This is a genomic window from Bradyrhizobium sp. dw_411 (genome assembly GCF_018449695.1).
Classification (GTDB): Bacteria; Pseudomonadota; Alphaproteobacteria; order Rhizobiales; family Xanthobacteraceae; genus Bradyrhizobium.
Genome location: NZ_JAAVUY010000011.1, coordinates 59,216 through 81,701, shown reverse-complemented (window position 1 = coordinate 81,701; position 22,486 = coordinate 59,216). Strand labels below are relative to the sequence as shown.

The window sequence follows — 22,486 nt, the reverse complement described above, 5'->3', positions numbered from 1 at the left end:
ATTTTCCATATCTCTTTAAAGGAGATTGCCATGTTTAAAGTCGCTGTTGTCGCCTTCACATTTGCCGTCTCCGGCTTCATGCTGTGGATCGCCCACGAGGATGCCAACTTCGCCCAAAAGCCGCATGCGGAATTCGTGAAACGGGCGGCGTAATATAATCCCCGTGGCGTTTTGCCCCGGCTAGATTTTCTCGAGCTTTTGGAGACATCTGGCTACCCTGAGCTCAGGGGGCATCGGCGTGTCCGGAAAACTGGTCTTCCAGTCGGTGACGCCGACTTCGCCGACATAGATGCTGCCCGTCGAATCCATGGCGAGACCATGGGGTGCGAGGAATTTGCCGATCTCGAGGCCAGGGCCGTTCTCGCCGCCGAGCCGCGCGATCCGGTTTCCCTTGGGGTCGACGATGCTCAGGCGTGGTCCGAGATTGGGCACCTTGCGGTTGACCGCCAGAGCCGGGCCGAGTTCGCCGATGATGAAATTCGGATGCTTGCCGCCGCAGCAATGCAGCGCGCAGGGCCGGTGCAGATTGTTCCACTGCGTCTCGTATTTGCCGTTGCCATCGAACACCTGCACGCGGTGGTTCTCGCGATCGGCCACATAGACCCATCCATCGGCATCGGTGACGATGTTGTGGACGATATTGAACTGCCCGGGATCGGTGCCCGGCTCGCCCCATGTCTTCAGCAGCTTTCCGTCCGGCGTGTATTTGTGGACGCAGGCATTGCCGTAACCGTCGGAGACATAGATATCGCCCTTGGGAGAGAGCGCGGTGTGGGTGCAGCGATGAAACGGTTCGCCGCTCATGAAAGGCGCCGGCTGTTTCGGGACGCCGATGGTGAGCAGGACCTTTCCATCCGTGGTGCATTTGCGAACGCTGTGGTCGCCATCGTCGGTGCAATAGAGATTGTCGTCGGCGTCGATATGCAGCCCGTGAGGGCGGGCGAACAGGCCTTCGCCCCAGCTCTTGATGAAATTTCCCTCGCGGTCGAGCACGACCATCGGATGGTCGCCGCGGTTGAAGACGTAGACGCGATCCTTGCTGTCGACGGCGACGGAGGCGACGTCGGGAAGATTCCATCCCTCCGGCAGTTTCGCCCAGTTTTCCACCACGCGGTAACGATGCTCGCCAGAGCCGAGAATGGTCGGCATGTGCTTTCCTCCTGAAATGTTTCGATTGTTATGCCGTTCAAGCCTTAATGGCGCGCGGCAACAGCCCTTCCTCGATTGCCTTGATCTGCAACGCCAGATATTTCGAATTGATGCGGCATTGCGCGAGGCTGCCGGCGATGAACCACAGGCCAGGCTGGCCGGTGCGCACATACATGTTGCGCAACTCCTGGCCGTCGCCGAATCCCCAGATCGGCCCGACGCGTGCGGTGACGGCCTCGCCGAACAGTTTGCGCACCAGATGTTCCTGCGACTTGTAGCCGGTGGCCAGCACGATCAGGTCGGCCGCCAGCGTGTCGCCGCGCTTCATCCGCACGCCCTCGGCGACAAATGATTCGATATCCGAAAATTGCAGCAGCTTGATCTCGCCGCGCATGATCATGTCGGAGCAGCCGACATTGAAATAATAGCCGCCGCCGCGGGTGAGATATTTGAACTGCCAGCCGGTGTTGTCTTCGCCGTAATCGAGCTTGAAGCCGATACGCGCCAGACCATCAAGCAATTCCTGATCGAATATTTTCGATTGCTCGGTGATCATCGCATGGCTGCGTTTTGCCAGCGTCAGCGGCATCGAGGTCGCGATCAGGTCGTTGTCCTCGAGCGTTCCCTCGCTATACGCCGCATAAGCCAGTTGCGCCGAGGGCTCGATATTGGTGATCAGGGTCGGGCTGCGCTGTACCAGCGTGACCTTGGCGCCGCTGGAATTCAGGTCTTGCGCGATGTCGTGGCCGCTGTTGCCGGTCCCGATCACGACCGCGGTCTTGCCCTTCCATTCCTCACCGTCGCTGTATCGGCTGGAATGCAGAATTGTGCCCGTAAAATTCTTCAGCGTCGGAATGTCAGGCGCATTCGGTATGCCGCTGACACCGGTCGCCATCACGACATGCCTTGGATGCATCGTGCGGGTGCTGCCATCGGCGCGGCGCAGCACCACCGACCAGCATCCCTTCGCCTCGTTATAGCTGCCACTCTCGAACTCGGTGCCGGTCCAGTAGTTCAGCTCCATCGCATCGACATAGGATTCGAACCAGTTGGCGAGCTTGTCTTTCGGGATATAGACCGGCCAATTCGCTGGGAATGGCATGTAAGGCAGATGATTGACATGCACTTGATTGTGCAGCGTCAGCGCGTGATAGCGCTTGCGCCAATTATCGCCGATGCGCGCCTCGCGATCGACGATCAGCGTATCCAACTGCAATTGCTTGCACCGCGCCGCGATCGAAAGTCCGGCCTGTCCGCCGCCGACCACCAGTACGGTAGGATCGCGATCGGCATAGGCGATTGAAGCTTGGCGCAGATCGAGCCAGTTGGGGCCGCGAAAATCGCGCGAGTAGGATTGGCCGCGCGGCCGCGCCGAGCCCAGTTGTTCTTCGAATCCTTTGAGTTCGTCGAGCGCGGTCAGCAGCGTCCAGGCTTTGAGCCTGTTGGCGTCATCGGCGTCAGGGATCAGCCGCAGAATTCCGCTGCCGCGGCCTTGCGCGGTCTCGAATTGGAAGATCGCCTCGATCGCGCCGGTGCCCGCACGCGTGACGCGTCGCGGGGCGGCGCGGCCGGGAGCAATCTTGAAGTCATGGGGGGCTGCGCCGGCAGCGAGGGTCTTTAATTCGTGCAGGATGGGTTCGGCGCCGTTGAGCGTCTGGATGTTCCAGCTCAGTGCCAGCACGTCGCGCCAGAAACTGTCGGGATGAAACAGCGTCTCCAGCAAGACAGGATCGGGCTTTGTCAGCGCGGTTTCGAACTGCGCCAGCCAGTGTTCGGCGGCGATCGAAACATCGTCGGTCTTATCGAGCATGCGCGCTTCTCTTCACCGGCCGTCTGTGCGGCGTTTCCCTGATCCTTAAAACCTATACGCTTCGGGACCGGACAGAAAGGGCCGGTGAATGCTTGGCCTTATTCCGACACCGACAGGATGTGACCCTGATCGGGCGGAACGCGGCCGTTGAGCGTGTCGCGATAGATTTGCTCCACGGCCGCGCGTCCACGGCCCTCGACTATCCCAAGGCAGCGGTCCAGCATCGGAGCAAAACCCGCCCATGCCGCGCCAAAGCGCCTGTCGATACCGCCGGGCCCCCACTCTTTGGCGCGCTTGCGAATCTGGTCGGGGGCAAAGAACCAGGCCGGCTTGGCGCCCGGCAAACCCGGCTCGTTCGGCGACGAACTGCGGTGAGTCAGGCCAACGCGTCCGGAATATTTCATGCCCTCGCCGAAATGCCGATGCAGTTTTTCGCGCAAATCGCTGCTGCCGGCCATGTCGACATAGGCGACTGGCCGATCGGCCGGGAGTGACGTCACCTCGTCATAGGCGACGACTTCGTCATAACATCCGAGCGACCTGACGAACGCGGCATTGCCGGCCGAGGTCAGCCCGATCACGCTTATATCTTTGCGCAAGTGCAGCAGATGCGCGAGGCCGAAGGCGGTCTTGCTGGAGGCGCTGGAGAGGATCACGCTGCGCGCGCCGAAGAACGCGTTTTCTTCCAGGTAATCGTCGACCAGAAACGACAGCATGAACAGCGGCCGCAGCAGCGCCTGATAATCGCCCTGGCGGTCTGCGAAGGCGGCGTCGCCGCTGACGCGCGCATAGGCGTTGTAGACTGGAGCGACGTTTTGGCGATGCGCCGCGGCGTCACGCAGGCCGCGCTTGCTGACATCGGCGGCCTCGATCACCAGATGCGTCGCCATCGGAAAATAGCCGAACAGGCGCTCGCCTTCGGAGATGCCGGGATGTCGCGACGCGATCACATCGCCAAATCCCCACACCGGGATATTTCCGAAATGATCAGGCGCCGGAAACAGCTCCCAGTATTTCAGGGTATCGCCCGCAACGGCGTAAGTAATGTTGTTGGCGGTGAACGCGAAGCGATCGACTTTTATCAGCAACGCTTCGTCGGGAAGCGTCGCTGGATCGGGCAGTTGCCTCTCGACGAATTTGCGGTGCTGAAGATCGTCGCGGGCCACGATAAAGTCGGTGGATTTCATTTTTTCGATCCCGGCAGTTTCCTCGATATTTTTCCTGCTGCGATCTTTGCTTTTACCGATGACCGTTTTGCAACAGCTATCTTGTTTAAAACAGCGTTCGTTTTTGGCGGCGGATTCTCTGTCGCACCGATCACGCCATCGCGTTTCTTCAGCGCGCGATAATAGCTCCACCACAGATGCGCCGCGGCGCCGCGCAGCGGCCGCCAGGGTTCGGCGAGCGGCGCCATTTCTTTCGGCGTCGGCCGCGTCTTCAGCCCAAGCCCGATCTTGACCGCCTCTTGCACGGCGAGATCGCCCGCGGGCCAGGCGTCCCCATGGCCGAGGCAAAACAAGAGATACACATCCGCGGTCCACGGGCCGATGCCATGCAGCGCGGTCAGCTTGTTGTGCGCGGCGTCGGCGTCCTCGTTGGCCAGCGCAGCAAGATCGAGACGCTCGGCCGCGATTTCGTGTGCGAGACTCTTTAGAGTTTTGATCTTCGCCGCCGACAGGCCGAGCCGGCCGAGACGATCAGCGCGGGCGCGGCGCAGCGCGTCATGGTGAAACGGGTCGAACGCAGCACTCACGCGGGTCCAGATCGCCGCGGCGCTGGCGGTGGACAATTGCTGGCCGCAGACGATGGCGGACAGTCCCGCATAACCGGGCTCACGCCGCCGCAGCGCCGGCATGCCCGCTACCTTCAGGATGGGTTCAAGCCGAGGGTCCTGCTTCACCAACGCATGGACGGCGTTGTCGAGATCGACCTGGGTGTTGAGGTGAACGGTCATTGCGATTTAAAACCATCACGTCCGGTGAAAGAGATCAATGCCACCCGTTTTCCGTTTTGCGCCAAGCCCGAACGGCCATCTGCATCTCGGCCACGCTTTTTCGGCGTTGCTGAATTTCGACCTCGCGGTTCAGGCTGGCGGGCGTTTCCTGCTGCGCATCGAGGATATCGATACAACGCGTTGCAGGCCGGAATTCGAGAGCGCGATCTACGAGGATCTGGCCTGGCTCGGCATCGCCTGGGAAGAGCCTGCGCGGCGGCAATCCGATCATCTCACCGCTTACCGCGAAGCGCTCGATCGTCTCGCAGCCCAGGGGCTGGTCTATCCGAGTTTCGAGAGCCGCGCGGAGATCGCCAGATTGGTGGCGGAGCGGGAGGCGAACGGCCGCTGGCCGCGCGACCCTGACGGTGCGCCGCTCTATCCCGGTTCGGCGCGGCTGCTCTCGTCCGACGAGCGCGCGAAGTTGCTTCGATCAGATACGCCTTATGCGCTGCGGCTCGATATGGCCGCGGCTTGCGCGCGGGTCGGTGACCTCGGCTGGATCGAACATGGCGAAGGTCCTGATGGCGCGACCGGTACGGTCGCCGCCCGGCCGCAGGCGTGGGGCGACGTGATCCTCGCGCGCAAGGAGACGCCGACCAGCTATCACCTCTCGGTGGTCGTCGATGACGCCTTGCAGGGCGTGACCGAGGTGGTGCGGGGGCAGGACCTGTTCTGGTCGACCAGCCTGCATCGGCTGCTGCAACGGCTGCTTGAATTGCCGCAACCGGTCTACCGGCACCATCGTCTTTTGCTGGATGATTCCGGGCGAAAACTGTCGAAATCGACCGCGGCGACCGGCTTGCGCGAACTCCGCGCCGGGGGCAAGACGCCGGCCGATATCCGCCGCCTCGTTGGCCTGATGTAACCGCCCGGTTTGCGGGAATTCTATCGCAACATCAAAAATGCTACGGCGTGACTCCCGCCAGCCTGCCATGGCATGCTGGCGTTAGCCGGCTTGGGGGAATCATGGCGCCGAAATCGCGCACACAGCGCCCTAAGCGGACGCTGAAAAAACGCACTCCAAAACTTGCCGCCCGCAAGGCGCGTAAAGAGGTGCGTAAACGCACCGTCAAGACGGCCGCACCCGGCATTGTCGAGGCGGCGCTGGCGGCGTTCGCGCATGAAGTCCGCACGCCGCTGACCGGCATTCTGGCGATCAGCGATCTCCTGGCGACGTCAGGCCTCGACGAGCGCGAGCGGCGCTGGGTCGACACCATCAAGGCCGGCGCCGAACATCTCGCAAGTCTGGCGACCTTGTTCGTCGATGCCGCCAAAGGCGGCCATTCCGGTTTGGGGGCGCGGCAGGATTTTTTCGATTTGCGCACGCTGGCCCGCAATGCCGGCGATTCGCTGGCCGGCAGGGCGATGGCCAAGGGTCTGCAATGCCAGGTCGAAATCTCCGATAAACTGCCGGCCTTCGTGATCGGCGATCCCGTTCGCCTGCGCGCGGCACTGGAAAACCTGATCGACAATGCCGTTAAATTCACCGAGCAAGGCGGCGTCGCGCTGACGGTCAAGCCGGTGCGCGGCGTTCAAGGCAAAATCGGCGTCGCCTTTGCGGTTTCCGACAGCGGCATTGGTCTCACGCTTGCCGAGATCAAACGGCTGTTCCGGCCGTTTTCGCAGGCCAATGTCAGCATCGCCTCGCGCTTTGGCGGTGCGGGCCTCGGATTATCGTCGGTGAAAGCGTTGGCGAAGGCGATGGGCGGCGACATCGCCGTGGCGTCGCGGCGGGGCGGCGGCACCACCTTCACGTTGATGGTGTCGCTGACCCGCGCCAAGGTCGCGAAAGCCAGGGCTTCACGGGCGAATGCCGATGTTGCGTCGGATCAGGTGCGGCCACTGCGCGTTCTCAGCGTCGAGGACAATCCGTTCGGCCGCGTCGTGCTCAACGCAGTATTGACCGAGCTTGGCCATCAAGCGGAATTCATCGGGCGCGGCGAGGACGCCACCGAGCGAATCGCGCAAGGCGGTTTTGACGCGGTACTGATGGACATGGTGTTGCCGGGCATCAACGGCATCGAGGCCATCAAGCGCATTCGCGAGCTGGGGCATCCGCTCGGCCGCATCGCGATCATCGGGGTATCGGGCCGCGGCGACGACGAGGCGGCGTCGCGCGCGGCCGGCGCCGACGCGTTCCTGGTCAAGCCTGTGTCTCCGAGGGCTTTAGCGACTGCGCTGCTTGAAGCGACACGCCGTGAGGCAGTTGCGACTTGATGATCGCCGCGTTGAGTTCGCCGCCGAACACGAAGATCGCGGCGATGAAATACAGAAACACCAGTGCGATGATGACCGAGGCGAGGCCCGCATACATCGTCACGTAATTATTGGCGAAGCGCGCCAGATATTGGCCGAATACGATGCCCGACACCAATGACGCGATCAGCGTGAAGATGATGCCGGGCAGGATCTGTACGAAGCTGCGGCGGCCGGCCGGAAGCCACGCGTGCAGGATAAACAGCGCGACGATCAGCGCGCCGATGGTGATGCCGTAGCGCGACAGATTGAGAAAATGCTCGTTGGTTTCCACGATCAGCGGAACGTACCGCCGCACCGCCTCGATGATCAGCGGGCCGAGCACGATCAGGAACGCCATCGCCAGCGAGGTGACGGCCGCGATCAGGGTGTAGCCGATCGATTCCAGCCGCAGCCAGTACCAGCGCCGTGGCTCGATGATCGAATAAGCACGATTCAGCGCGACGCGCAGCGCTTCGACGCCGTTGGAGGCGAAATACACCGCGAGCACCGCGCCGATGGTCAGGATATCGCCGCGCGAGGTGGTCATCACCTCGTGGATCTGGCCGGCCAGGGAATCGGCGACTTGCTTGGGCCAGACTTGCAGCAGCAATCCGGCGGCCTGGTCGGCGAGTTCCTTTGAGCCGAAAAATCCGGCCAGCGAGGTCAGCACGATCAGAAACGGAAACAGCGCCATCAAGGTCGACAGCGCGATGTGGCTGGCGATCGCCCAGCCGTCATCGGCCAGAAACGTGTAAAACGCGTCCAGGCTGACATGAAAGATGTAGCGGAGTTGCCTCACAATTCGTCCTGACCTGGGGGCAAACGGGCTCAACCGGACTTTTCGAATCCCGGGAACAGGATTCTTCCCTACCTTCTGATATTATTGAGCTAAAAGCCAGATCGTTGCGGCAATGTCAGGCTCAAATGCCGGCGATGGCGGAGCGCGCGGCACGGTGTTATGTACGGCCGATGGCTACATTCCTGAGCATGATCGTTCTTCCCGTCGCAGTGGGCGCCGTCGCACTGGTACTGCTGCTGGGTCTCATCAACATGATGCGAGGCGGATCGCCGAACCGTTCGCAGAAACTGATGCGGTTGCGGGTCTTGCTGCAATTCGTCGCGATCGTCATCACCATGCTCGCGGTCTGGGCGATGGGCCGCTGAGCTTTAGGAGACGCTATGGTCGTCCTCAATCGTATCTATACGCGGACCGGCGATGACGGCACCACGGCGCTCGGCAGCGGCGAACGCCGCCCGAAATACGATCTGCGCATCGAGGCTTATGGAACCGTCGACGAGACCAATGCCGCAATTGGCATCGTACGACTGCATCTGGCTCAAGCGCCTGAACTCGACGCGATGCTGGGCCTGATCCAGAACGATTTGTTCGATCTCGGCGCTGATTTGGCGGTGCCCCAGCGCGAGGGCAAAACCGAGCGGCTGCGGATGCTGTCGAGCCAGGTCGAGCGCCTCGAGCACGACATCGACAATCTGAACGAAAAACTGTCGCCTTTGACCTCGTTTGTGCTGCCCGGCGGCACGCCGGCGGCGGCGCATCTGCATCTGGCCCGCACGATATGCCGCCGGGCGGAACGGATCATGGTGGAACTCGCCGCCCAGCCCAACGAGCCGGTCAGCGATGCCGCGATCCAGTATATGAACCGCCTGTCGGATTTCCTGTTCGTCGCCAGCCGCGCCGTCAATCATAACGGCGCCGGGGACGTATTATGGGTACCAGGCCAGAACCGCTGACCGCGCCGGTTCGAGGGGGGCCTTGCAGGGGGGCGATTTTTGGCCTTCGCGCGTTGACCGGGGTTGGCGGGCGCTTTAGGTTCCGCGCCCAAGAACTAGCCAAGCAAAGCGAAGCTGATCAAACCTGAAATTCAAGCGAAAGAGGATCGATGAAGGTTCTGGTGCCGGTAAAGCGGGTGGTGGATTACAACGTCAAGGTCCGCGTCAAGAGCGACGGAACGGGCGTCGAATTGTCCAACGTCAAGATGTCGATGAATCCATTCGACGAGATCGCCGTCGAGGAAGCCCTGCGCCTGAAAGAGGCCGGCAAGGCGACCGAGGTGGTGGTGGTCTCGATCGGTCCGGCGCAGGCGTCGGAAACCATCCGCACGGGTCTCGCGATGGGCGCCGACCGCGGCATCCTGGTCAAGGCCGATGGCAATGTCGAACCGCTGGCGGTCGCCAAGATTCTCAAAGCCATCGCCGACGAAGAAAAACCGGGCCTCATTATCCTCGGCAAGCAGGCGATCGACGACGACTCCAACCAGACCGGCCAGATGCTGGCCGCGCTGCTCGGCTGGTCGCAGGCGACCTTTGCCTCCAAGCTCGAGGTCGACGGTTCCGACTTCAAGGTGACGCGCGAAGTCGATGGCGGCCTGCAGACCGTCAAGCTGAAGGGACCGGCGATCGTCACGACCGACCTGCGTCTGAACGAGCCGCGTTATGCCAGCCTGCCCAACATCATGAAGGCGAAGAAGAAGCCGATCGCCGACAAGAGCGCGGCTGACTACAGCGTCGATCTCACCGCCCATCTCGAAATCCTCAAGACCTCAGAACCGCCGGGCCGCAAGGGTGGCGTCAAGGTCAAGGACGTCGCCGAGTTGGTGTCGAAGCTCAAGAATGAAGCCGGGGTTCTCTAGATGACGACGCTGTTGATTGCCGAACACGACAATGCCTCGGTCAAGGATGCGACCAACAAGGCGCTGACCGCCGCGGCTGCGCTGGGCGCTGACGTGCATGTGCTGGTGGCCGGCGAAAATGCCAAGGCTGCCGCGGATGCCGCCGCCAAGCTCGCCGGCGTCAAGAAGGTGATACTCGCCGACAATGCCGCCTATGCCCACGACCTCGCCGAGCCGCTGGCCGCGCTGATTGTGGCGTTGGCGCCGGGCTATGACGCCTTCGTGGCGCCCGCGACCTCGCGCTTCAAGAACGTGATGCCGCGCGTGGCAGCCTTGCTCGACGTGATGCAGGTGTCGGAAATCATCAAGGTGGTGTCGCCCGATACGTTCGAGCGGCCGATCTATGCCGGCAACGCGATCCAGACCGTGAAGTCCAAGGACGCCAAGAAAGTCATCACCGTGCGCACCTCGACCTTCGCCGCGGCCGGTGACGGCGGCAGCGCTGAGGTGGAAAATGCCGCCGCGGTGTCCGATCCCGCGCTTTCAAGCTTTGTTGGCGAGGAAGTCGCCAAGAGCGATCGTCCGGAACTGACCTCGGCCAAGATCATCGTGTCAGGCGGCCGCGCGATGCAGAGCCGCGAGAACTTCGCCAAATATATCGAGCCGCTCGCCGACAAGCTCGGCGCTGGTGTGGGCGCTTCGCGCGCCGCGGTGGACGCCGGCTATGCGCCGAACGACTGGCAGGTCGGCCAGACCGGCAAGGTGGTGGCGCCGGAGCTCTATATCGCGATCGGCATTTCCGGCGCGATCCAGCATCTCGCCGGCATGAAGGATTCCAAGGTCATCGTCGCGATCAACAAGGATGAGGACGCGCCGATCTTCCAGGTTGCCGATTACGGCCTGGTGGCGGATCTGTATCAGGCGGTTCCGGAACTGACGGAAGCGATCGGCAAGCTCGGCAAGTAACGGCCAAACAAAGGTCGAAACGACGCATATATTTCGCAAAAACGGGGACTGATTTGCGATAGAATGCGTGAAGCATAGCCCGGTGGCGTTGATGCAAGGGGATGAGCGGCGCGATGCGCGTCGCTCCGGTGAGATGGCAAAATGGCGGTTATGATCAAGAAGGTCGGCGTGATCGGTTCGGGCCAGATGGGCAACGGCATCGCTCATGTGGCGGCGCTGGCCGGGTTCGACGTGGTGCTCAACGATGTCACCGCCGACCGCCTCAAGTCCGCGATGGCGACCGTCAACGGCAATCTGTCGCGCCAGGTTTCCAAGAAGATCATCACCGAGGACGCGCGCAAGCAGGCGCTGGAGCGGATCGCCTCCTCCGAGACCATGGACGGCCTCGCCGATTGCGATCTGGTGATCGAAACCGCGGTCGAAAAGGAAGAGATCAAGCGCAAGATCTTTCACGATGTCTGCGCGGTGTTGAAGCCGAGCGCGATCGTCGCCTCCAATACCTCGTCGATCTCGATCACGCGGCTCGCCGCATCGACCGACCGTCCCGAGCGTTTCATCGGCATTCACTTCATGAATCCGGTTCCGCTGATGGAACTGGTCGAGCTGATCCGCGGCATCGCGACCGACGACACGACCTTCGAGGCGGCCAAGGATTTCGTCACCAAGCTCGGCAAGCACATCGCCGTGTCCGAGGATTTTCCGGCCTTCATCGTCAACCGCATTCTGCTGCCGATGATCAACGAGGCGATTTACACGCTGTATGAAGGCGTCGGTAACGTGGAAGCGATCGATGCGGCGATGAAGCTCGGCGCGCACCATCCGATGGGCCCGCTGGAACTGGCGGATTTCATCGGCCTCGATACGTGCCTGTCGATCATGCAGGTGCTGCATGAGGGACTGGCGGATTCCAAATACCGGCCATGCCCGCTGCTGGTGAAATATGTCGAGGCCGGCTGGCTCGGTCGCAAAACCCAGCGCGGTTTCTACGACTATCGCGGCGAAAAACCGGTTCCGACGCGGTAACCCATTCGCGACTTCACCTCAGATCAAGGCCCTGACCAACGCCAGCGCCGCCGGCGTCAGGCCGATAATCATGGTCGCGCCTGCGCCGAGCCCGAGTAGCTGGGCGGTGAGAGCCATGCGCGTATCATCGGGATAGATGCGCATCATTGCAGCCTTTCGCAGGCGTGCTTCAACCGCCGGCCGGCTTCTTCGATTGCAGCGTTTGAATTGGCGAAGCTGACGCGGATATACGGCGACAACCCGAAATCCTCGCCGGCAAACACCACCAGATTGGCCTGTTCGAGCAGGTAGGCGGCGAAATCGCGATCGGTGCGGATTGTTTTGCCGTCCGGCGGCGCTTTGCCGATTTCGCCGGCGCAGTTCACCATCAGATAGAACGTGCCTTCCGGCGGTTCGCACGACAGGCCCGCGCAATCGTTCAGAATCCCGACGAACAGATCGCGCTTCGCGCGCAGCACGATGGCCCGTTCGCGCAGCAGATCCTGGGGCCCGTTGAGCGCCGCGACCGCCGCGGCCTGGCCGATCGACGATGCACCGGAAGTGGTCTGCGACTGGACTTTTGTCATTTCGCCGATCAGCGCGGCGGGGCCGGCGGCATAACCGATGCGCCACCCCATCATCGCGTACGTCTTGGCAACGCCGCTGACGGTCAGTGTCCGCGGCGTCAGGCGCGGCTCGATTTCGGCCAGGGTGGGCGCGCAGCGTTCGCCGAACACGATGTGTTCATAGAGTCCATCGGCGAGGATCCATAGAGGCGGATGCTGCAACAGCACCGTGGCGATATCCGACAAGTGTTCGCGGGAGTACACCGCGCCGGAGGGATTGACCGGATTGTTGAGGATAAGCCAGCGGGTTCGCGGCGTGATCGCGGCTTGCAGATCTTCTGGGCGCAGCCTGAAGCCGTTATTGTGCGGGCAGGGCACAACGACCGGCACGCCGCCGGCCAGCCGCACCTGATCGAGATAGGGTGCCCAGTAGGGCGCGGGAATGATGACCTCATCGCCCGGCGCCAGCGTCGCCAGCAAGGCATTGAAGAGCGCCTGCGTCGAACCATTGCCGATGATGATTTCGTCCTGCGCATAGCTGAGATGATGATCGCGCAGCAGCGCCGCACGCACCGCCTGCTTCAGTTCCGGCGTGCCATCGACATCAGTGTAACGGGTGTCTCCGCGCAGCGCGGCGGCGTGGGCCGCGGCGATCACGTGATCCGGCGTCGCAAAGTCGAGATTGCCGGACGATAGTTCGATGATATCCAGGCCGCTGGCGCGCAACTCGCGGGCGCGGCGGCGCAGAATCGAAGCGGGCGAGGCGTGGATGCCGCTCATGCGCGGCGATAGCGCGGGCATGGCGGCGGTCATTTGACGTACTGCGCCTCGCCATGGCCGAACGACCAGTTTTCCGGAAGCACTTCGACCAGATTGATGAAAACATCTTCCGGGCGCAGTCCGGGATTCTCGGTCAGCCGCTCGACGATGCGCCGGTAGAGTTTTTGCTTTTGCGCGGTCGGACGCGTGTTGCTGACGGTGATCTGAATGATGACCAGATCGTCGCTGCGCGCGATGCCGAGATAATTTGCGTCATAGACGAAATCATCCGCATCATGCTCGGTCACGATCATGAAGCGATCCCCTTCGGGAACGTTGAAGGTCTCGCGCAGGGCCTGATACAGGCCCTCGAGAATGGCTTTGCGGTAGGCGGCGGGCTTGCCCCGCCTTAGTGAAACCCGGGCCAGCGGCATGGTGACCTCCTGTGTTGATGGATCGGCTCCACCAAACCTAGGCTCTCCTTGACCATTTAAAAACGATATGAAATACTATTTCAGTGATTTCATATTTAAATGAATGGCCATGAAAACGCTCGATGTCGAGGCGGTCCAGGCCTTCGTGCTGGTCGCTGATCTCAACAGTTTCACCCGCGCCGCAGCGGCGATGGACACCACGCAGTCCGCGGTCAGCCTGAAGATCAAACGCCTGGAAGACGGCCTTGGCCGCAAACTGCTGGAGCGGACGCCGCGGCTGGTTCGGTTGTCCGCCGAGGGCACGGCCTTCCTTGGCGCGGCGCGCCATCTCGTGGCCGCGCATCAGTCGGCGGTCGGGGCATTCGCGGTCGAACATCGCCGGCTGATCGTCGGCATCAGCCATCACATCGTCGGCGCCGAACTCGCCACTCTATTGAAGCGGATGAACGCCACCGATCCGGGGCTGGTGATCGAATTGCATGTCGACGCGTCGCGGGAGGTATTGGCGGCGTTCGACGGCGGAACACTGGATGCCGCGATCGTGCTCAAGCATGACGCCCGCCGCCGCGACGGCGAGGTCTTGTTCGCGGAACAATTCGGCTGGATGGCCGCGCCAGATTTTCATCGCGAGTCCGGCGAGCCGTTGCGGCTGGCGACCCAGGCCGAGCCTTGCAGCGTGCGCGCGATGGCGGTCGATGCGCTCGATGCCGCCGGCGTGCCCTGGACCGAAGTGTTTGTCGGCGGGGGGCTGGCCACCATTGGTGCTGCGATTTCCGCGGGTCTGGCGGTGGCGGCGCTGGCACGCCGGGTCGCGCCGACGGGCACCATCGATCTCGGACCACGGCTGGGTTTGCCGCCGCTGCCGCCCCGCGAAGTCATTCTTCATTCGAAACTGTCCGACGCGCGGACGCGCCGGGCGCTGCGCACCCTTGGCGCGGCGTTCTCGGCAAATGCGGCCTGACCCTTAAAGCAAATAGATCATTAATTTTTGCCCGGTAGTGTGCCCGCACGGGTAGGGTGTGTGTTCTATGGATATGAGTTTGGTAATGGCAGCGATGGCCCTTCAGGCCGGCAAGCTGCAGGCGCAGGTTTCGGCCACGATCCTGAAATCGAATCTCGACGCGCAGAAATCCGACGTCCAGACGCTGCTGGGCATGGGTAGCCAAAGTTCGCCTTCCGCCGCTCTGCCGGCCGGTGTCGGCGGCAGCGTCGACGTCACGGCGTAAAATCTTATTTTGACGCGTTTTCTTCACGCGAACCGGTACCCACTTCGCTTGAAAACGCTATCCCCTTGATCACTGAGCTTGTGCGCCCCGCGTAGCTGCGGGAGTATCGCCACGTGCCAATCCCGCACGAAAGCATCAGGACTATCAGATGAAGTTCGCTAGTTTCAAAATCAACGGCGCCACGACCTGGGGCCTTATCGACGGCGCGGAAGCGATCGATGTCGGCGCCGTGCTGCGCAGCCAGTTTCCCGATCTGAAGTCCGCGATCGCGGCCGGTGCGCTGGCGCAGGCGGCGGCCGCTGCGCCGAAAGCCGCACGGCATCCGCTTGCAGCGATCACCTGGCTGCCGGTGATTCCAAACCCCGACAAGATTCTCTGCATCGGTCTCAATTACGAGACCCACCGCAAGGAAACCGGCCGCACCGAGGTCGAGAATCCCACCGTGTTCGGCCGCTTTGCCAACAGCCAGACCGGGCATCTCGCTGACATCATCCGCCCAAAAGTGTCGAAGGATCTGGATTACGAGGGCGAACTCGCCGTTATCATCGGCACGCCCGGCCGCTATATTTCGCGCGCCAAGGCGTGGGACCACATCGCGGGCTATGCCTGTTACAATGAAGGCAGCGTGCGCGATTATCAGCGTCACACCCATCAATTCACGCCGGGCAAGAATTTTCCGGACACCGGCGCGTTCGGGCCCTGGATGGTGACCCCGGACGAAGCCGGCGATCTCGGGCCGCTGCGGCTGCAGACCCGGCTCAATGGCGAGGTGGTTCAGGACACGACCATCAGCCAGATGATCTTCGATATCCCGCGCCAGATCGAATATTGCTCGGCCTTCACACGGCTCGAGCCCGGCGACGTGATCGTGACCGGCACCCCCGGCGGCGTCGGCTCACGGCGAACCCCACCGCTGTGGATGAAGCCCGGCGATGTCGTCGAGGTCGAGATCGATAAAATCGGCCTGCTGCGCAACACGGTGGCTGACGAGGTTTGAGGGATCCAGTTTAGCGGGATCACACAAAGGTGCGCTCCCTCTCCCGCTTGCGGGGGAGGGCGGGGTGGGGGCTGCAACGCCGGTGCGGAGGATAGATTTCCCCCACCCGCCACGCTCTGGAGCGCAATTGCGCTCCGAGCGTGTCGACCTCCCCCGCAAGCGGGAGAGGTAAGTAAGCCAACCCCTAACCCGGCGGCGTCACTGCCGCCGTGATCAGCTTGAGCGCGTCATCGCTGGCCCATTCCGCGGGGCCGGCGATGGTTGCGATCTCGCAGCCCTGGCCGTCGACCAGCACGGATGTAGGCATGCCCAGTGCCCGGCCTATGGACTTAAGATCCTGAAAAACCTTGGCTTTCTGATCGTTGAAGTTGCCGATCCGGGTTAGCTGGGCGTCTTTGAGGAAATTCTTCGGCTTTTCCGGATCGCGGGTATCGATATTGATCGCGACCACCTCGAAGTTCGGCCCGCCGAGCTTGGTCTGCAGGTTTTCCAGCGCGGGCATCTCTTTACGACAGGGCACGCACCAAGTCGCCCACAGGTTCACCAGCACCGTGCGGCCACGCCAATCCGAGAGTTTTCGGGGCTTGCCGTCGCCGTCCTCGAACGCGAGATCCGGCAGCTTCAGCGGCTCCGTCGCCATGGTCAGCGCGGCGACCTCGCCATGCGCCAGAGGGGCTATCTTTTGCGACAGCGCGACCGCCCCGGCGCAGACGGAATCGGTCGCCGAGGCCGTGTGTCTAAGCCGGCCGAAGCCGTACATTCCGGCAAACCCGATCACCACACCGATCAGCACCGCCCCGATCACATAGGGCACCCGCCGCGTGGCAACGGGAGGAATTGAGGGTTGTTCGGGCATATCGTTTGTCATTCTGTGTCAGATACGGCTATGCAGGGTTTCAGTTGCATCATTAGCGGCACACCGCGAAAGCGGGCCAGCGAATGAAGAGCGGCAGACATAATTTCGCAGGCATCCCTAACAGGTCACGAGCAGCAGGTCATGAGCAACAAGATGTGGGGCGGCCGGTTCACCGAGCGTCCCGACGCCATCATGGAGGAAATCAACGTCTCCATTGACGTCGATCGTCACCTCTATGCCCAGGACATTGCCGCGTCCAAGGCCCACGCCGCGATGCTGTCCGCGCAAGGCATTATCACGGCCAACGATGCGAAAAATATCGGCAAGGGTCTAGACACGATTTTGTCAGAGATCTCCAAGGGATCGTTCGATTTCAAGCGCGCGCTCGAGGACATTCACATGAATGTCGAAAGCCGGCTTGGCGAACTGATCGGACCCGCCGCAGGACGGCTGCATACCGCGCGCTCGCGCAACGACCAGGTCGCGACCGATTTCCGGCTTTATGTGCGCGACACCATCGACGTAACAGATGCGGCGCTGGCCGCGTTCCAGCACGTGCTGGCGACGCGGGCGCTGGAACATGCCGGCACGGTCATGCCCGGCTTCACCCATCTGCAGACCGCCCAGCCCGTGACGTTCGGGCATCATCTGATGGCCTATGTCGAGATGGCGGCGCGCGACCGCAGCCGCTTCGCCGATGCGCGCAAGCGCCTCAACGAATCGCCGCTCGGCGCCGCGGCGCTGGCCGGCACGTCATTCCCGATCGATCGCCACGCGACCGCCAAGGCGCTGGGTTTTGATAAGCCGATGGCCAATTCGCTCGACGCGGTGTCGGATCGTGATTTCGTGCTGGAAACCCTGTCGGCGGCAGCGATCGCCTCGGTGCATCTGTCGCGCTTCGCCGAGGAAATCGTGATCTGGACCTCGCCGCTGGTCGGGCTGGTGCGCCTCAGCGACAAGTTCACGTCCGGCTCCTCGATCATGCCGCAGAAGCGCAACCCCGACGCGGCCGAGCTGGTGCGCGCCAAGACCGGGCGCGTGATCGGCGCATTGACTGGTCTCTTGATCGTGATGAAGGGCCTGCCGCTGGCCTATCAAAAGGACATGCAGGAAGACAAGCAAGGCGCGATGGAAGCCTTCGGTGCGCTCTCGCTGGCGGTCCGGGCGATGACCGGCATGGTCGCCGACATCGTGCCGGACGAAGCGCGGATGAAACTCGCAGCCGGCGAAGGCTACGCCACCGCGACCGATCTGGCGGACTGGCTGGTGCGGACGCTGAAAATGCCGTTCCGCGACGCCCATCACGTCACCGGACGCATCGTCGCCAAGGCTGCGGCGGATGGCGTCGCGCTGCATGAATTGCCATTGAAGGCGATGCAGGCGGTCGAGCCGAAGATCACCAAGGAGGCGCTGGCGGTGCTGTCGGTCGAATCCTCGGTGAAAAGCCGTGTCAGCTATGGCGGAACCGCGCCGAAGAACGTCCAGGCGCAGGCCAAGGCCTGGCTCAAGCGACTGGAAAAAGAGCGAAAATTGGGCTGAGCCGGGATTCTCGCGGGAAATTCACTGAAGCACAGGTCTCGCCAGACCAAGCCAATCTTTGTATGGTGCCGCCGCATTGGGGATTTTGACGTGACTCGTAACTACCGCCCGACATCTCGGGGATGGACCATCATCCTTTTGAGCGCCGCCGTGCTTGCGCTCGGGGGCTGCGGACGCAAGGGGCCGCTGGATTTGCCGCCGACCGCGCAGCACCCGGTCGCCGCGACGCCCGCTGAGGCCGAGGCTCAGGCCCAGGCAAGCCAACCGAGCCTGTTCAACCCGAACTACGGCACAGATGCGCCCCCTGCCGCGGCCAAGGGCCAGAAGAAATCGTTCATTCTCGATCCGCTGCTGAACACCAACAACTGAGCTTTCGATGAATCACTTCGACTATCGCAACGGCGTGCTGCACGCCGAGGCGGTGAATCTCTCTGATCTGGCGGCCAGCGTCGGCACGCCGTTCTATTGCTATTCGACCGCGACGCTGGAGCGTCACTACCGGGTGTTCAGCGAGGCCTTCGCCGATGAAAAGGCGCTGGTCTGCTACGCGATGAAGGCCAATTCCAACCAGTCGGTGCTGCGCACGCTGGCGAAACTCGGCGCCGGCGCCGATGTCGTGTCGGGCGGCGAGTTGAAGCGCGCGCTGGCGGCGGGCATTCCGCCAAACAAGATCGTGTTCTCGGGCGTCGGCAAGACCGAAGCCGAACTGCGCGCGGCGCTGGCGACGGACATTCTGTGCCTCAACGTCGAATCCGAGCCCGAACTCGAATTGCTGTCGCGGCTCGCGGTGGAAACCGGCAAGACCGCGCGGATTTCGATCCGCATCAATCCCGACGTCGATGCCGGTACCCATGCCAAGATCGCAACCGGCAAATCCGCAAACAAGTTCGGCATTCCGATTGCGCGCGCCCGCGCGGTCTATGCCCGCGCGGCCAAGCTCCCCGGAATCGAAGTGACCGGCACCGACATGCATATCGGCAGCCAGATCACGGATCTGAGCCGGATGGAAACCGCGTTCCGGATTCTGGCGGAATTCGTCCAGACGCTGCGCGCCGACGGCCACACCATCTCGCATATCGATTTCGGCGGCGGCCTTGGCATTCCCTATTACATGGACCGCGAAGCGCCGCCGGCGCCCGATGCCTATGCCGCGATCGTCAAGCGCGTGACGCATAATCTCGGCTGCACGCTGATGTTCGAGCCGGGCCGGATGATCGTCGGCAATGCCGGCATCCTCGTCACCCGCGTGATCTATGTGAAGCCGGGCGATGCCAAGAACTTCGTCATCATCGATGCGGCGATGAACGATCTGATCCGCCCGACGCTGTATGAAGCGCATCATGACATCCTGCCGGTCGCCGAAGCCGCCAGGGACGCGCGCAGCATTGTCGCCGATGTGGTTGGCCCGGTCTGCGAAACCGGCGATTATCTGGCGCTCGACCGCACGCTGCCCGAACCCAAGCCCGGTGATTTGCTCGCGATCATGACCGCCGGCGCCTATGGCGCGGTGCAGTCCGGCACCTATAACACCCGCGCGCTGGTGCCGGAAGTGCTGGTCAACGGCGATCAATACGCCGTGGTGCGCCCGCGCATCGAGGTCGACGAACTCATCGCGATGGACAAGCCCGCGCCGTGGCTGTGAGCTGTTGTCCCTAGGGACGAAAAATAGAAGTCGGATCGGGCAGAGTCATAGTGACGCCTCTGCCTAAGCCGACCGACTTCTGCCAAGTCGTTTTCGAAAGTGCGTCTCTTACTTGGGTTAGTCGGTCTTTGTCCCAAAGGTCAAAAACATCATGTTCGGGCTTGAACAGATTGGCCAGGTAGATGTTTGAGGGTTCTTTTGTGGGGTCTTTTCCACTATCCTGGTCGGAGTAATGCTTCCTAATGTGCCACGCCAACATGTCGGCCGCCTGCAAGGGAAGCGATTCTTCATCTTTTTTGAAAGACGGATAACCTCCCGACAACGCGGCAATGTTGTCCGGTGCTAAGGATATAAAACGATCATATTCGGACATCAGAATCGCTTTACTTTCGTTGTCTTGTGTGTCGAAAATAAATTCGATCTTGTCGCCGAGATTCAATTTCTCAGTTATTTGGAAAAGTCTCGTCATCACCCCAAAAAATGAAAGAAAATATGGGCGGTCCAACGAGTTGGTCGATTGGAGATTGAAGTTGCCTTTTATGATGCAGTTATAAAGTTCGTATGGGACAACCGAAACGACACCGTGCATCGCGTGACGGTTTACGAGCTGTATTAATGCTTTCAACCTGGCATCACGCTCAGCGTCGCTTAAACCCTTATACCGGCTACCTCTTACCCTATTTCGATAAACGTCCGCCATCTTCAGGACGCCCATCCGAAAGCCTATTTTCGGATTTAGGATATTGTCCCATTCGTCTGAAAAAACCTTCCATTGGTCAGCGGAGGCTATAAACCCTGCAAGCACGAAAACGGGCGATCTTCCGTCGTTGCCGCTGTCATCAATGAACGCCTGTAACATCATCGAGAGTCGATTGCGGCGACGTTTCTCTGCATAGCCGGAAACCCGACGCTCAAACGTGAGTCCGAGATCTTGAACGCGCCTGCCCTACGGCGAGAGCCATATTCGACCCTCAAGGTAACGTATCGGCGGGACGCTGGGTACGGCAAGTGTGATAATGCGATATTGCTAGGGCTTTAGCGGAACACGACGCCCTATGTGCGTTCGCAGGGACGACAAGCGTTAGCCCTTCTTCCCCACCACCACGCCCGCCGCTTGCTCGATCGGCTTGATCGCTGACGTGAAATCCGACTCCGCGCCGGCTTCGCGGATCACGACTTCCCACAAGCGCCCGACCGCTTCGGCGACTTCCATCGACATTCCCAGCGCCTTTGCCTCCTCCAGGCACAGCCGCACGTCCTTCACCATCAATCCCGTGGCAAAACCGAAATCGAAGCTGCGTGGCAGGATCGCGCGCGGAAACTTGTCGCGGCTCGCGGTGTTCATGCCGGAGCCCGAATTGATCACGTCGATCATGACGGCCGGATCGAGGCCGGCTTTGACGCCCATCACCACGGCTTCCGAGGTCGCGACCATGGCGGTCGCCGATAGCATATTGTTGGCGAGCTTCATGGTCTGCGCCGAGCCGGGCTTCTCGCCGATGAAGAACACCTTGCCGATCACGCCAAGGGCCGGCTTGACGGTTTCGAAATCCGCCTTGGGGCCGGACACCATGACCGCGAGCGTGCCTTTTTCAGCGCCGCCGACACCGCCGCTGACGGGACAGTCGAGCTGCACGATGTTGTTGATCGCCAGCAGGTCGTGAATCCGCACCGCCATATGCGATCCGACGGTGGAGAGATCGACGAAGCGTTTTATTTTCTTGCCCTCGATCACGCCGCCGCTGCCGGTGGCGACGTCGAGCGAGGCCTGCAGCGAGGGCAGGCTTACCAATACGGTCTCGACGCGGTCGGCGACGTCTTTCGGCGAGGTCGCCGCCTGTGCGCCGAGCGCGACCAGTTGATCGACCACTTCCCTGCGCTGGTCGAACACGACGAGTTGATGCCCGGCCTCGACCAGGCGGCGGGCCATGGGAAAGCCCATTTTTCCAAGGCCGATGAATCCGATGTCCATGGTGCTGTGTCCCTGAGGTTTCTTCTGAACGTCATGGCGAGGAGCAAAGCGACGAAGCAATCCATACCTGCCTTGCGGCTTCATGGATTGCTTCGCTTCGCTCGCAATGACGGTTTAAACGGCTGGTTTATTCGCCGCCTGAATTCCCGGCCCGAGTTCTCAGGCCGGGTTCTCAGCCTGAACTCTCAGGCTTTGTCGAGTTCGGCGAACACTTCGCGCGCGATGCGGAAGCTGTCGACGCCGGCGGGCACGCCGGCATAGATCGCGACCTGCATGAAGATTTCGCGAATCTCGTCGCGGGTGACGCCGTTGGTGAGCGCGCCCTTGATATGCGCCCGCAATTCGTGCGGCCGGTTCAGGATCGAGATCATGGAGAGGTTGAGCATGCTGCGGGTCTTGCGCGGCAGTTCCTCGCGGCCCCAGACCGCACCCCAGCAATATTCGGTGACCAGTTCCTGGAACGGCTTGTTGAAATCATCCGAGTTTTTCAGGGCATTTGCGACATAGGCCTCGCCTAGCACCGCCGTGCGAACTTCCAGTCCCTTGTCGTATGTCTTCTTGTCCATTGTGTTTCCTTAGACTTTTTGGATGTGGTTCCGTGGATGACGTTACGAGGTCAGCGTCCCGCAGTCACGCCTTCGTGCTATGCGTATTTCCGGGTGTGGGCTACCCGTCCTGGACAGGTGCCTCACTGCCGCCGTTGT

At 61.8% G+C, this 22,486-nt stretch carries 25 protein-coding genes; 14 read left to right on the top strand and 11 right to left on the bottom strand.

The features are described from left to right. The first annotated feature begins 30 nt into the window (after nucleotides 1–30). Nucleotides 31–153 (top strand): hypothetical protein, encoded by a 123-nt coding sequence (locus HB676_RS34100; RefSeq protein WP_275944952.1) that lies wholly within the window; start codon nucleotides 31–33, stop codon nucleotides 151–153. Nucleotides 154–180: 27 nt separating this feature from the next. Here the strand turns inward: HB676_RS34100 and HB676_RS19885 are convergent, their stop codons facing one another. The 4 genes from HB676_RS19885 to HB676_RS19870 form a co-directional block, all read right to left on the bottom strand. Further along, nucleotides 181–1,149, bottom strand: a complete 969-nt coding sequence (locus HB676_RS19885) for a peptidyl-alpha-hydroxyglycine alpha-amidating lyase family protein (RefSeq protein ID WP_213739691.1) — start codon at nucleotides 1,147–1,149, stop codon at nucleotides 181–183. Nucleotides 1,150–1,186: 37 nt separating this feature from the next. Next, nucleotides 1,187–2,959 carry an NAD(P)/FAD-dependent oxidoreductase gene (locus HB676_RS19880; RefSeq protein ID WP_213739690.1) on the bottom strand — a complete coding sequence of 591 codons (1,773 nt, stop codon included), beginning with the start codon at nucleotides 2,957–2,959 and terminating at the stop codon, nucleotides 1,187–1,189. Between the two features lie 98 nt (nucleotides 2,960–3,057). Next, entirely contained in the window at nucleotides 3,058–4,146 is a 1,089-nt protein-coding gene (locus tag HB676_RS19875) for a DUF2855 family protein (RefSeq protein ID WP_213739688.1), read from the bottom strand. Then, the gene (locus HB676_RS19870; RefSeq protein ID WP_213739686.1) at nucleotides 4,143–4,913 is read right to left on the bottom strand and encodes a DNA-3-methyladenine glycosylase 2 family protein; all 771 of its coding nucleotides are present in this window, start codon (nucleotides 4,911–4,913) and stop codon (nucleotides 4,143–4,145) included. Before HB676_RS19870 ends, HB676_RS19875 begins: the two co-directional genes overlap by 4 nt. Before the next feature lie 37 nt (nucleotides 4,914–4,950). Here HB676_RS19870 and gluQRS point away from each other — a divergent pair, with 37 nt between their 5' ends. Together gluQRS and HB676_RS19860 are read left to right on the top strand one after the other, a co-directional pair. Further along, the gene (gluQRS, locus tag HB676_RS19865; RefSeq protein ID WP_213739683.1) at nucleotides 4,951–5,820 is read left to right on the top strand and encodes a tRNA glutamyl-Q(34) synthetase GluQRS; all 870 of its coding nucleotides are present in this window, start codon (nucleotides 4,951–4,953) and stop codon (nucleotides 5,818–5,820) included. A gap of 101 nt (nucleotides 5,821–5,921) precedes the next feature. Next, nucleotides 5,922–7,172, top strand: coding sequence for an ATP-binding protein (locus HB676_RS19860; RefSeq protein WP_213739682.1), 1,251 nt, complete (start codon nucleotides 5,922–5,924; stop codon nucleotides 7,170–7,172). On the opposite strand, the gene HB676_RS19855 is transcribed toward HB676_RS19860, so the two are convergent. Next, on the bottom strand, nucleotides 7,099–7,992 hold the full coding sequence (locus tag HB676_RS19855; RefSeq protein ID WP_213739681.1) for a YhjD/YihY/BrkB family envelope integrity protein: 894 nt from the start codon (nucleotides 7,990–7,992) through the stop codon (nucleotides 7,099–7,101). The two genes, HB676_RS19860 and HB676_RS19855, sit on opposite strands and share 74 nt — an antisense overlap. A gap of 170 nt (nucleotides 7,993–8,162) precedes the next feature. Between HB676_RS19855 and HB676_RS19850 the strand changes: the two genes are divergently transcribed. The 5 genes from HB676_RS19850 (at nucleotide 8,163) to HB676_RS19830 (ending at nucleotide 11,812) form a co-directional block, all read left to right on the top strand. Beyond that, nucleotides 8,163–8,357 (top strand): twin transmembrane helix small protein, encoded by a 195-nt coding sequence (locus HB676_RS19850; protein ID WP_213739678.1) that lies wholly within the window; start codon nucleotides 8,163–8,165, stop codon nucleotides 8,355–8,357. A gap of 15 nt (nucleotides 8,358–8,372) precedes the next feature. After that, a complete protein-coding gene (locus tag HB676_RS19845; RefSeq protein WP_213739676.1) occupies nucleotides 8,373–8,945 on the top strand; it encodes a cob(I)yrinic acid a,c-diamide adenosyltransferase in 573 nt (190 codons plus the stop codon). 149 nt (nucleotides 8,946–9,094) lie between these two features. After that, a complete protein-coding gene (locus HB676_RS19840) occupies nucleotides 9,095–9,844 on the top strand; it encodes an electron transfer flavoprotein subunit beta/FixA family protein (protein ID WP_213739674.1) in 750 nt (249 codons plus the stop codon). Next, the gene (locus HB676_RS19835; protein WP_213739672.1) at nucleotides 9,845–10,789 is read left to right on the top strand and encodes an FAD-binding protein; all 945 of its coding nucleotides are present in this window, start codon (nucleotides 9,845–9,847) and stop codon (nucleotides 10,787–10,789) included. Nucleotides 10,790–10,930: 141 nt separating this feature from the next. Continuing rightward, nucleotides 10,931–11,812 carry a 3-hydroxybutyryl-CoA dehydrogenase gene (locus tag HB676_RS19830; RefSeq protein ID WP_213739670.1) on the top strand — a complete coding sequence of 294 codons (882 nt, stop codon included), beginning with the start codon at nucleotides 10,931–10,933 and terminating at the stop codon, nucleotides 11,810–11,812. 143 nt (nucleotides 11,813–11,955) lie between these two features. Here HB676_RS19830 and HB676_RS19825 read toward each other — a convergent pair whose 3' ends face one another. Beyond that, nucleotides 11,956–13,170, bottom strand: coding sequence for a pyridoxal phosphate-dependent aminotransferase (locus tag HB676_RS19825; protein WP_249780354.1), 1,215 nt, complete (start codon nucleotides 13,168–13,170; stop codon nucleotides 11,956–11,958). Beyond that, nucleotides 13,167–13,550 (bottom strand): tautomerase family protein, encoded by a 384-nt coding sequence (locus HB676_RS19820; RefSeq protein ID WP_213739668.1) that lies wholly within the window; start codon nucleotides 13,548–13,550, stop codon nucleotides 13,167–13,169. Before HB676_RS19820 ends, HB676_RS19825 begins: the two co-directional genes overlap by 4 nt. Nucleotides 13,551–13,659: 109 nt before the next feature. Between HB676_RS19820 and HB676_RS19815 the strand changes: the two genes are divergently transcribed. The 3 genes from HB676_RS19815 (at nucleotide 13,660) to HB676_RS19805 (ending at nucleotide 15,773) form a co-directional block, all read left to right on the top strand. Next, on the top strand, nucleotides 13,660–14,511 hold the full coding sequence (locus HB676_RS19815) for a LysR substrate-binding domain-containing protein (RefSeq protein ID WP_213739666.1): 852 nt from the start codon (nucleotides 13,660–13,662) through the stop codon (nucleotides 14,509–14,511). A gap of 85 nt (nucleotides 14,512–14,596) precedes the next feature. Then, nucleotides 14,597–14,776, top strand: coding sequence for a YjfB family protein (locus HB676_RS19810; protein WP_249780353.1), 180 nt, complete (start codon nucleotides 14,597–14,599; stop codon nucleotides 14,774–14,776). Between the two features lie 148 nt (nucleotides 14,777–14,924). After that, nucleotides 14,925–15,773 carry a fumarylacetoacetate hydrolase family protein gene (locus tag HB676_RS19805; protein WP_213739662.1) on the top strand — a complete coding sequence of 283 codons (849 nt, stop codon included), beginning with the start codon at nucleotides 14,925–14,927 and terminating at the stop codon, nucleotides 15,771–15,773. A gap of 184 nt (nucleotides 15,774–15,957) precedes the next feature. On the opposite strand, the gene HB676_RS19800 is transcribed toward HB676_RS19805, so the two are convergent. After that, nucleotides 15,958–16,629: a TlpA disulfide reductase family protein gene (locus tag HB676_RS19800; protein WP_249780352.1), complete on the bottom strand. Its 672-nt coding sequence runs from the start codon at nucleotides 16,627–16,629 to the stop codon at nucleotides 15,958–15,960. A gap of 141 nt (nucleotides 16,630–16,770) precedes the next feature. On the opposite strand from HB676_RS19800, the gene argH reads away from it, so the two are divergent. From argH to lysA, 3 genes are all read left to right on the top strand, one after another. Continuing rightward, nucleotides 16,771–18,168, top strand: coding sequence for an argininosuccinate lyase (gene argH, locus HB676_RS19795; RefSeq protein WP_213739659.1), 1,398 nt, complete (start codon nucleotides 16,771–16,773; stop codon nucleotides 18,166–18,168). Nucleotides 18,169–18,258: 90 nt separating this feature from the next. After that, nucleotides 18,259–18,537, top strand: coding sequence for a lipoprotein (locus HB676_RS19790; RefSeq protein WP_213739657.1), 279 nt, complete (start codon nucleotides 18,259–18,261; stop codon nucleotides 18,535–18,537). Between the two features lie 7 nt (nucleotides 18,538–18,544). After that, entirely contained in the window at nucleotides 18,545–19,810 is a 1,266-nt protein-coding gene (gene lysA / locus HB676_RS19785; protein ID WP_213739655.1) for a diaminopimelate decarboxylase, read from the top strand. A 10-nt stretch (nucleotides 19,811–19,820) separates the two neighbouring features. Here lysA and HB676_RS19780 read toward each other — a convergent pair whose 3' ends face one another. From HB676_RS19780 to HB676_RS19770, 3 genes are all read right to left on the bottom strand, one after another. Further along, nucleotides 19,821–20,672 (bottom strand): DUF3800 domain-containing protein, encoded by an 852-nt coding sequence (locus tag HB676_RS19780; RefSeq protein ID WP_213739653.1) that lies wholly within the window; start codon nucleotides 20,670–20,672, stop codon nucleotides 19,821–19,823. A gap of 219 nt (nucleotides 20,673–20,891) precedes the next feature. Further along, a complete protein-coding gene (locus HB676_RS19775) occupies nucleotides 20,892–21,782 on the bottom strand; it encodes an NAD(P)-dependent oxidoreductase (RefSeq protein WP_213739651.1) in 891 nt (296 codons plus the stop codon). Nucleotides 21,783–21,967: 185 nt separating this feature from the next. Continuing rightward, on the bottom strand, nucleotides 21,968–22,348 hold the full coding sequence (locus HB676_RS19770) for a carboxymuconolactone decarboxylase family protein (protein WP_213739649.1): 381 nt from the start codon (nucleotides 22,346–22,348) through the stop codon (nucleotides 21,968–21,970). Between the last annotated feature and the right edge of the window lie 138 nt (nucleotides 22,349–22,486).

Excerpts from the sequence above, each read along its gene's own strand:
- HB676_RS34100 (WP_275944952.1), top strand. The coding sequence starts at position 31 with ATGTTTAAAGTCGCTGTTGTCGCCTTCACATTTGCCGTCTCCGGCTTC.
- HB676_RS19885 (WP_213739691.1), bottom strand. The coding sequence starts at position 1,149 with ATGCCGACCATTCTCGGCTCTGGCGAGCATCGTTACCGCGTGGTGGAA.
- HB676_RS19880 (WP_213739690.1), bottom strand. The coding sequence starts at position 2,959 with ATGCTCGATAAGACCGACGATGTTTCGATCGCCGCCGAACACTGGCTG.
- HB676_RS19875 (WP_213739688.1), bottom strand. The coding sequence starts at position 4,146 with ATGAAATCCACCGACTTTATCGTGGCCCGCGACGATCTTCAGCACCGC.
- HB676_RS19870 (WP_213739686.1), bottom strand. The coding sequence starts at position 4,913 with ATGACCGTTCACCTCAACACCCAGGTCGATCTCGACAACGCCGTCCAT.
- gluQRS (WP_213739683.1), top strand. The coding sequence starts at position 4,951 with ATGCCACCCGTTTTCCGTTTTGCGCCAAGCCCGAACGGCCATCTGCAT.
- HB676_RS19860 (WP_213739682.1), top strand. The coding sequence starts at position 5,922 with ATGGCGCCGAAATCGCGCACACAGCGCCCTAAGCGGACGCTGAAAAAA.
- HB676_RS19850 (WP_213739678.1), top strand. The coding sequence starts at position 8,163 with ATGGCTACATTCCTGAGCATGATCGTTCTTCCCGTCGCAGTGGGCGCC.
- HB676_RS19845 (WP_213739676.1), top strand. The coding sequence starts at position 8,373 with ATGGTCGTCCTCAATCGTATCTATACGCGGACCGGCGATGACGGCACC.
- HB676_RS19840 (WP_213739674.1), top strand. The coding sequence starts at position 9,095 with ATGAAGGTTCTGGTGCCGGTAAAGCGGGTGGTGGATTACAACGTCAAG.
- HB676_RS19835 (WP_213739672.1), top strand. The coding sequence starts at position 9,845 with ATGACGACGCTGTTGATTGCCGAACACGACAATGCCTCGGTCAAGGAT.
- HB676_RS19830 (WP_213739670.1), top strand. The coding sequence starts at position 10,931 with ATGGCGGTTATGATCAAGAAGGTCGGCGTGATCGGTTCGGGCCAGATG.
- HB676_RS19825 (WP_249780354.1), bottom strand. The coding sequence starts at position 13,170 with ATGACCGCCGCCATGCCCGCGCTATCGCCGCGCATGAGCGGCATCCAC.
- HB676_RS19820 (WP_213739668.1), bottom strand. The coding sequence starts at position 13,550 with ATGCCGCTGGCCCGGGTTTCACTAAGGCGGGGCAAGCCCGCCGCCTAC.
- HB676_RS19815 (WP_213739666.1), top strand. The coding sequence starts at position 13,660 with ATGAAAACGCTCGATGTCGAGGCGGTCCAGGCCTTCGTGCTGGTCGCT.
- HB676_RS19810 (WP_249780353.1), top strand. The coding sequence starts at position 14,597 with ATGGCAGCGATGGCCCTTCAGGCCGGCAAGCTGCAGGCGCAGGTTTCG.
- HB676_RS19805 (WP_213739662.1), top strand. The coding sequence starts at position 14,925 with ATGAAGTTCGCTAGTTTCAAAATCAACGGCGCCACGACCTGGGGCCTT.
- HB676_RS19800 (WP_249780352.1), bottom strand. The coding sequence starts at position 16,629 with ATGCCCGAACAACCCTCAATTCCTCCCGTTGCCACGCGGCGGGTGCCC.
- argH (WP_213739659.1), top strand. The coding sequence starts at position 16,771 with ATGAGCAACAAGATGTGGGGCGGCCGGTTCACCGAGCGTCCCGACGCC.
- lysA (WP_213739655.1), top strand. The coding sequence starts at position 18,545 with ATGAATCACTTCGACTATCGCAACGGCGTGCTGCACGCCGAGGCGGTG.
- HB676_RS19780 (WP_213739653.1), bottom strand. The coding sequence starts at position 20,672 with ATGATGTTACAGGCGTTCATTGATGACAGCGGCAACGACGGAAGATCG.
- HB676_RS19775 (WP_213739651.1), bottom strand. The coding sequence starts at position 21,782 with ATGGACATCGGATTCATCGGCCTTGGAAAAATGGGCTTTCCCATGGCC.
- HB676_RS19770 (WP_213739649.1), bottom strand. The coding sequence starts at position 22,348 with ATGGACAAGAAGACATACGACAAGGGACTGGAAGTTCGCACGGCGGTG.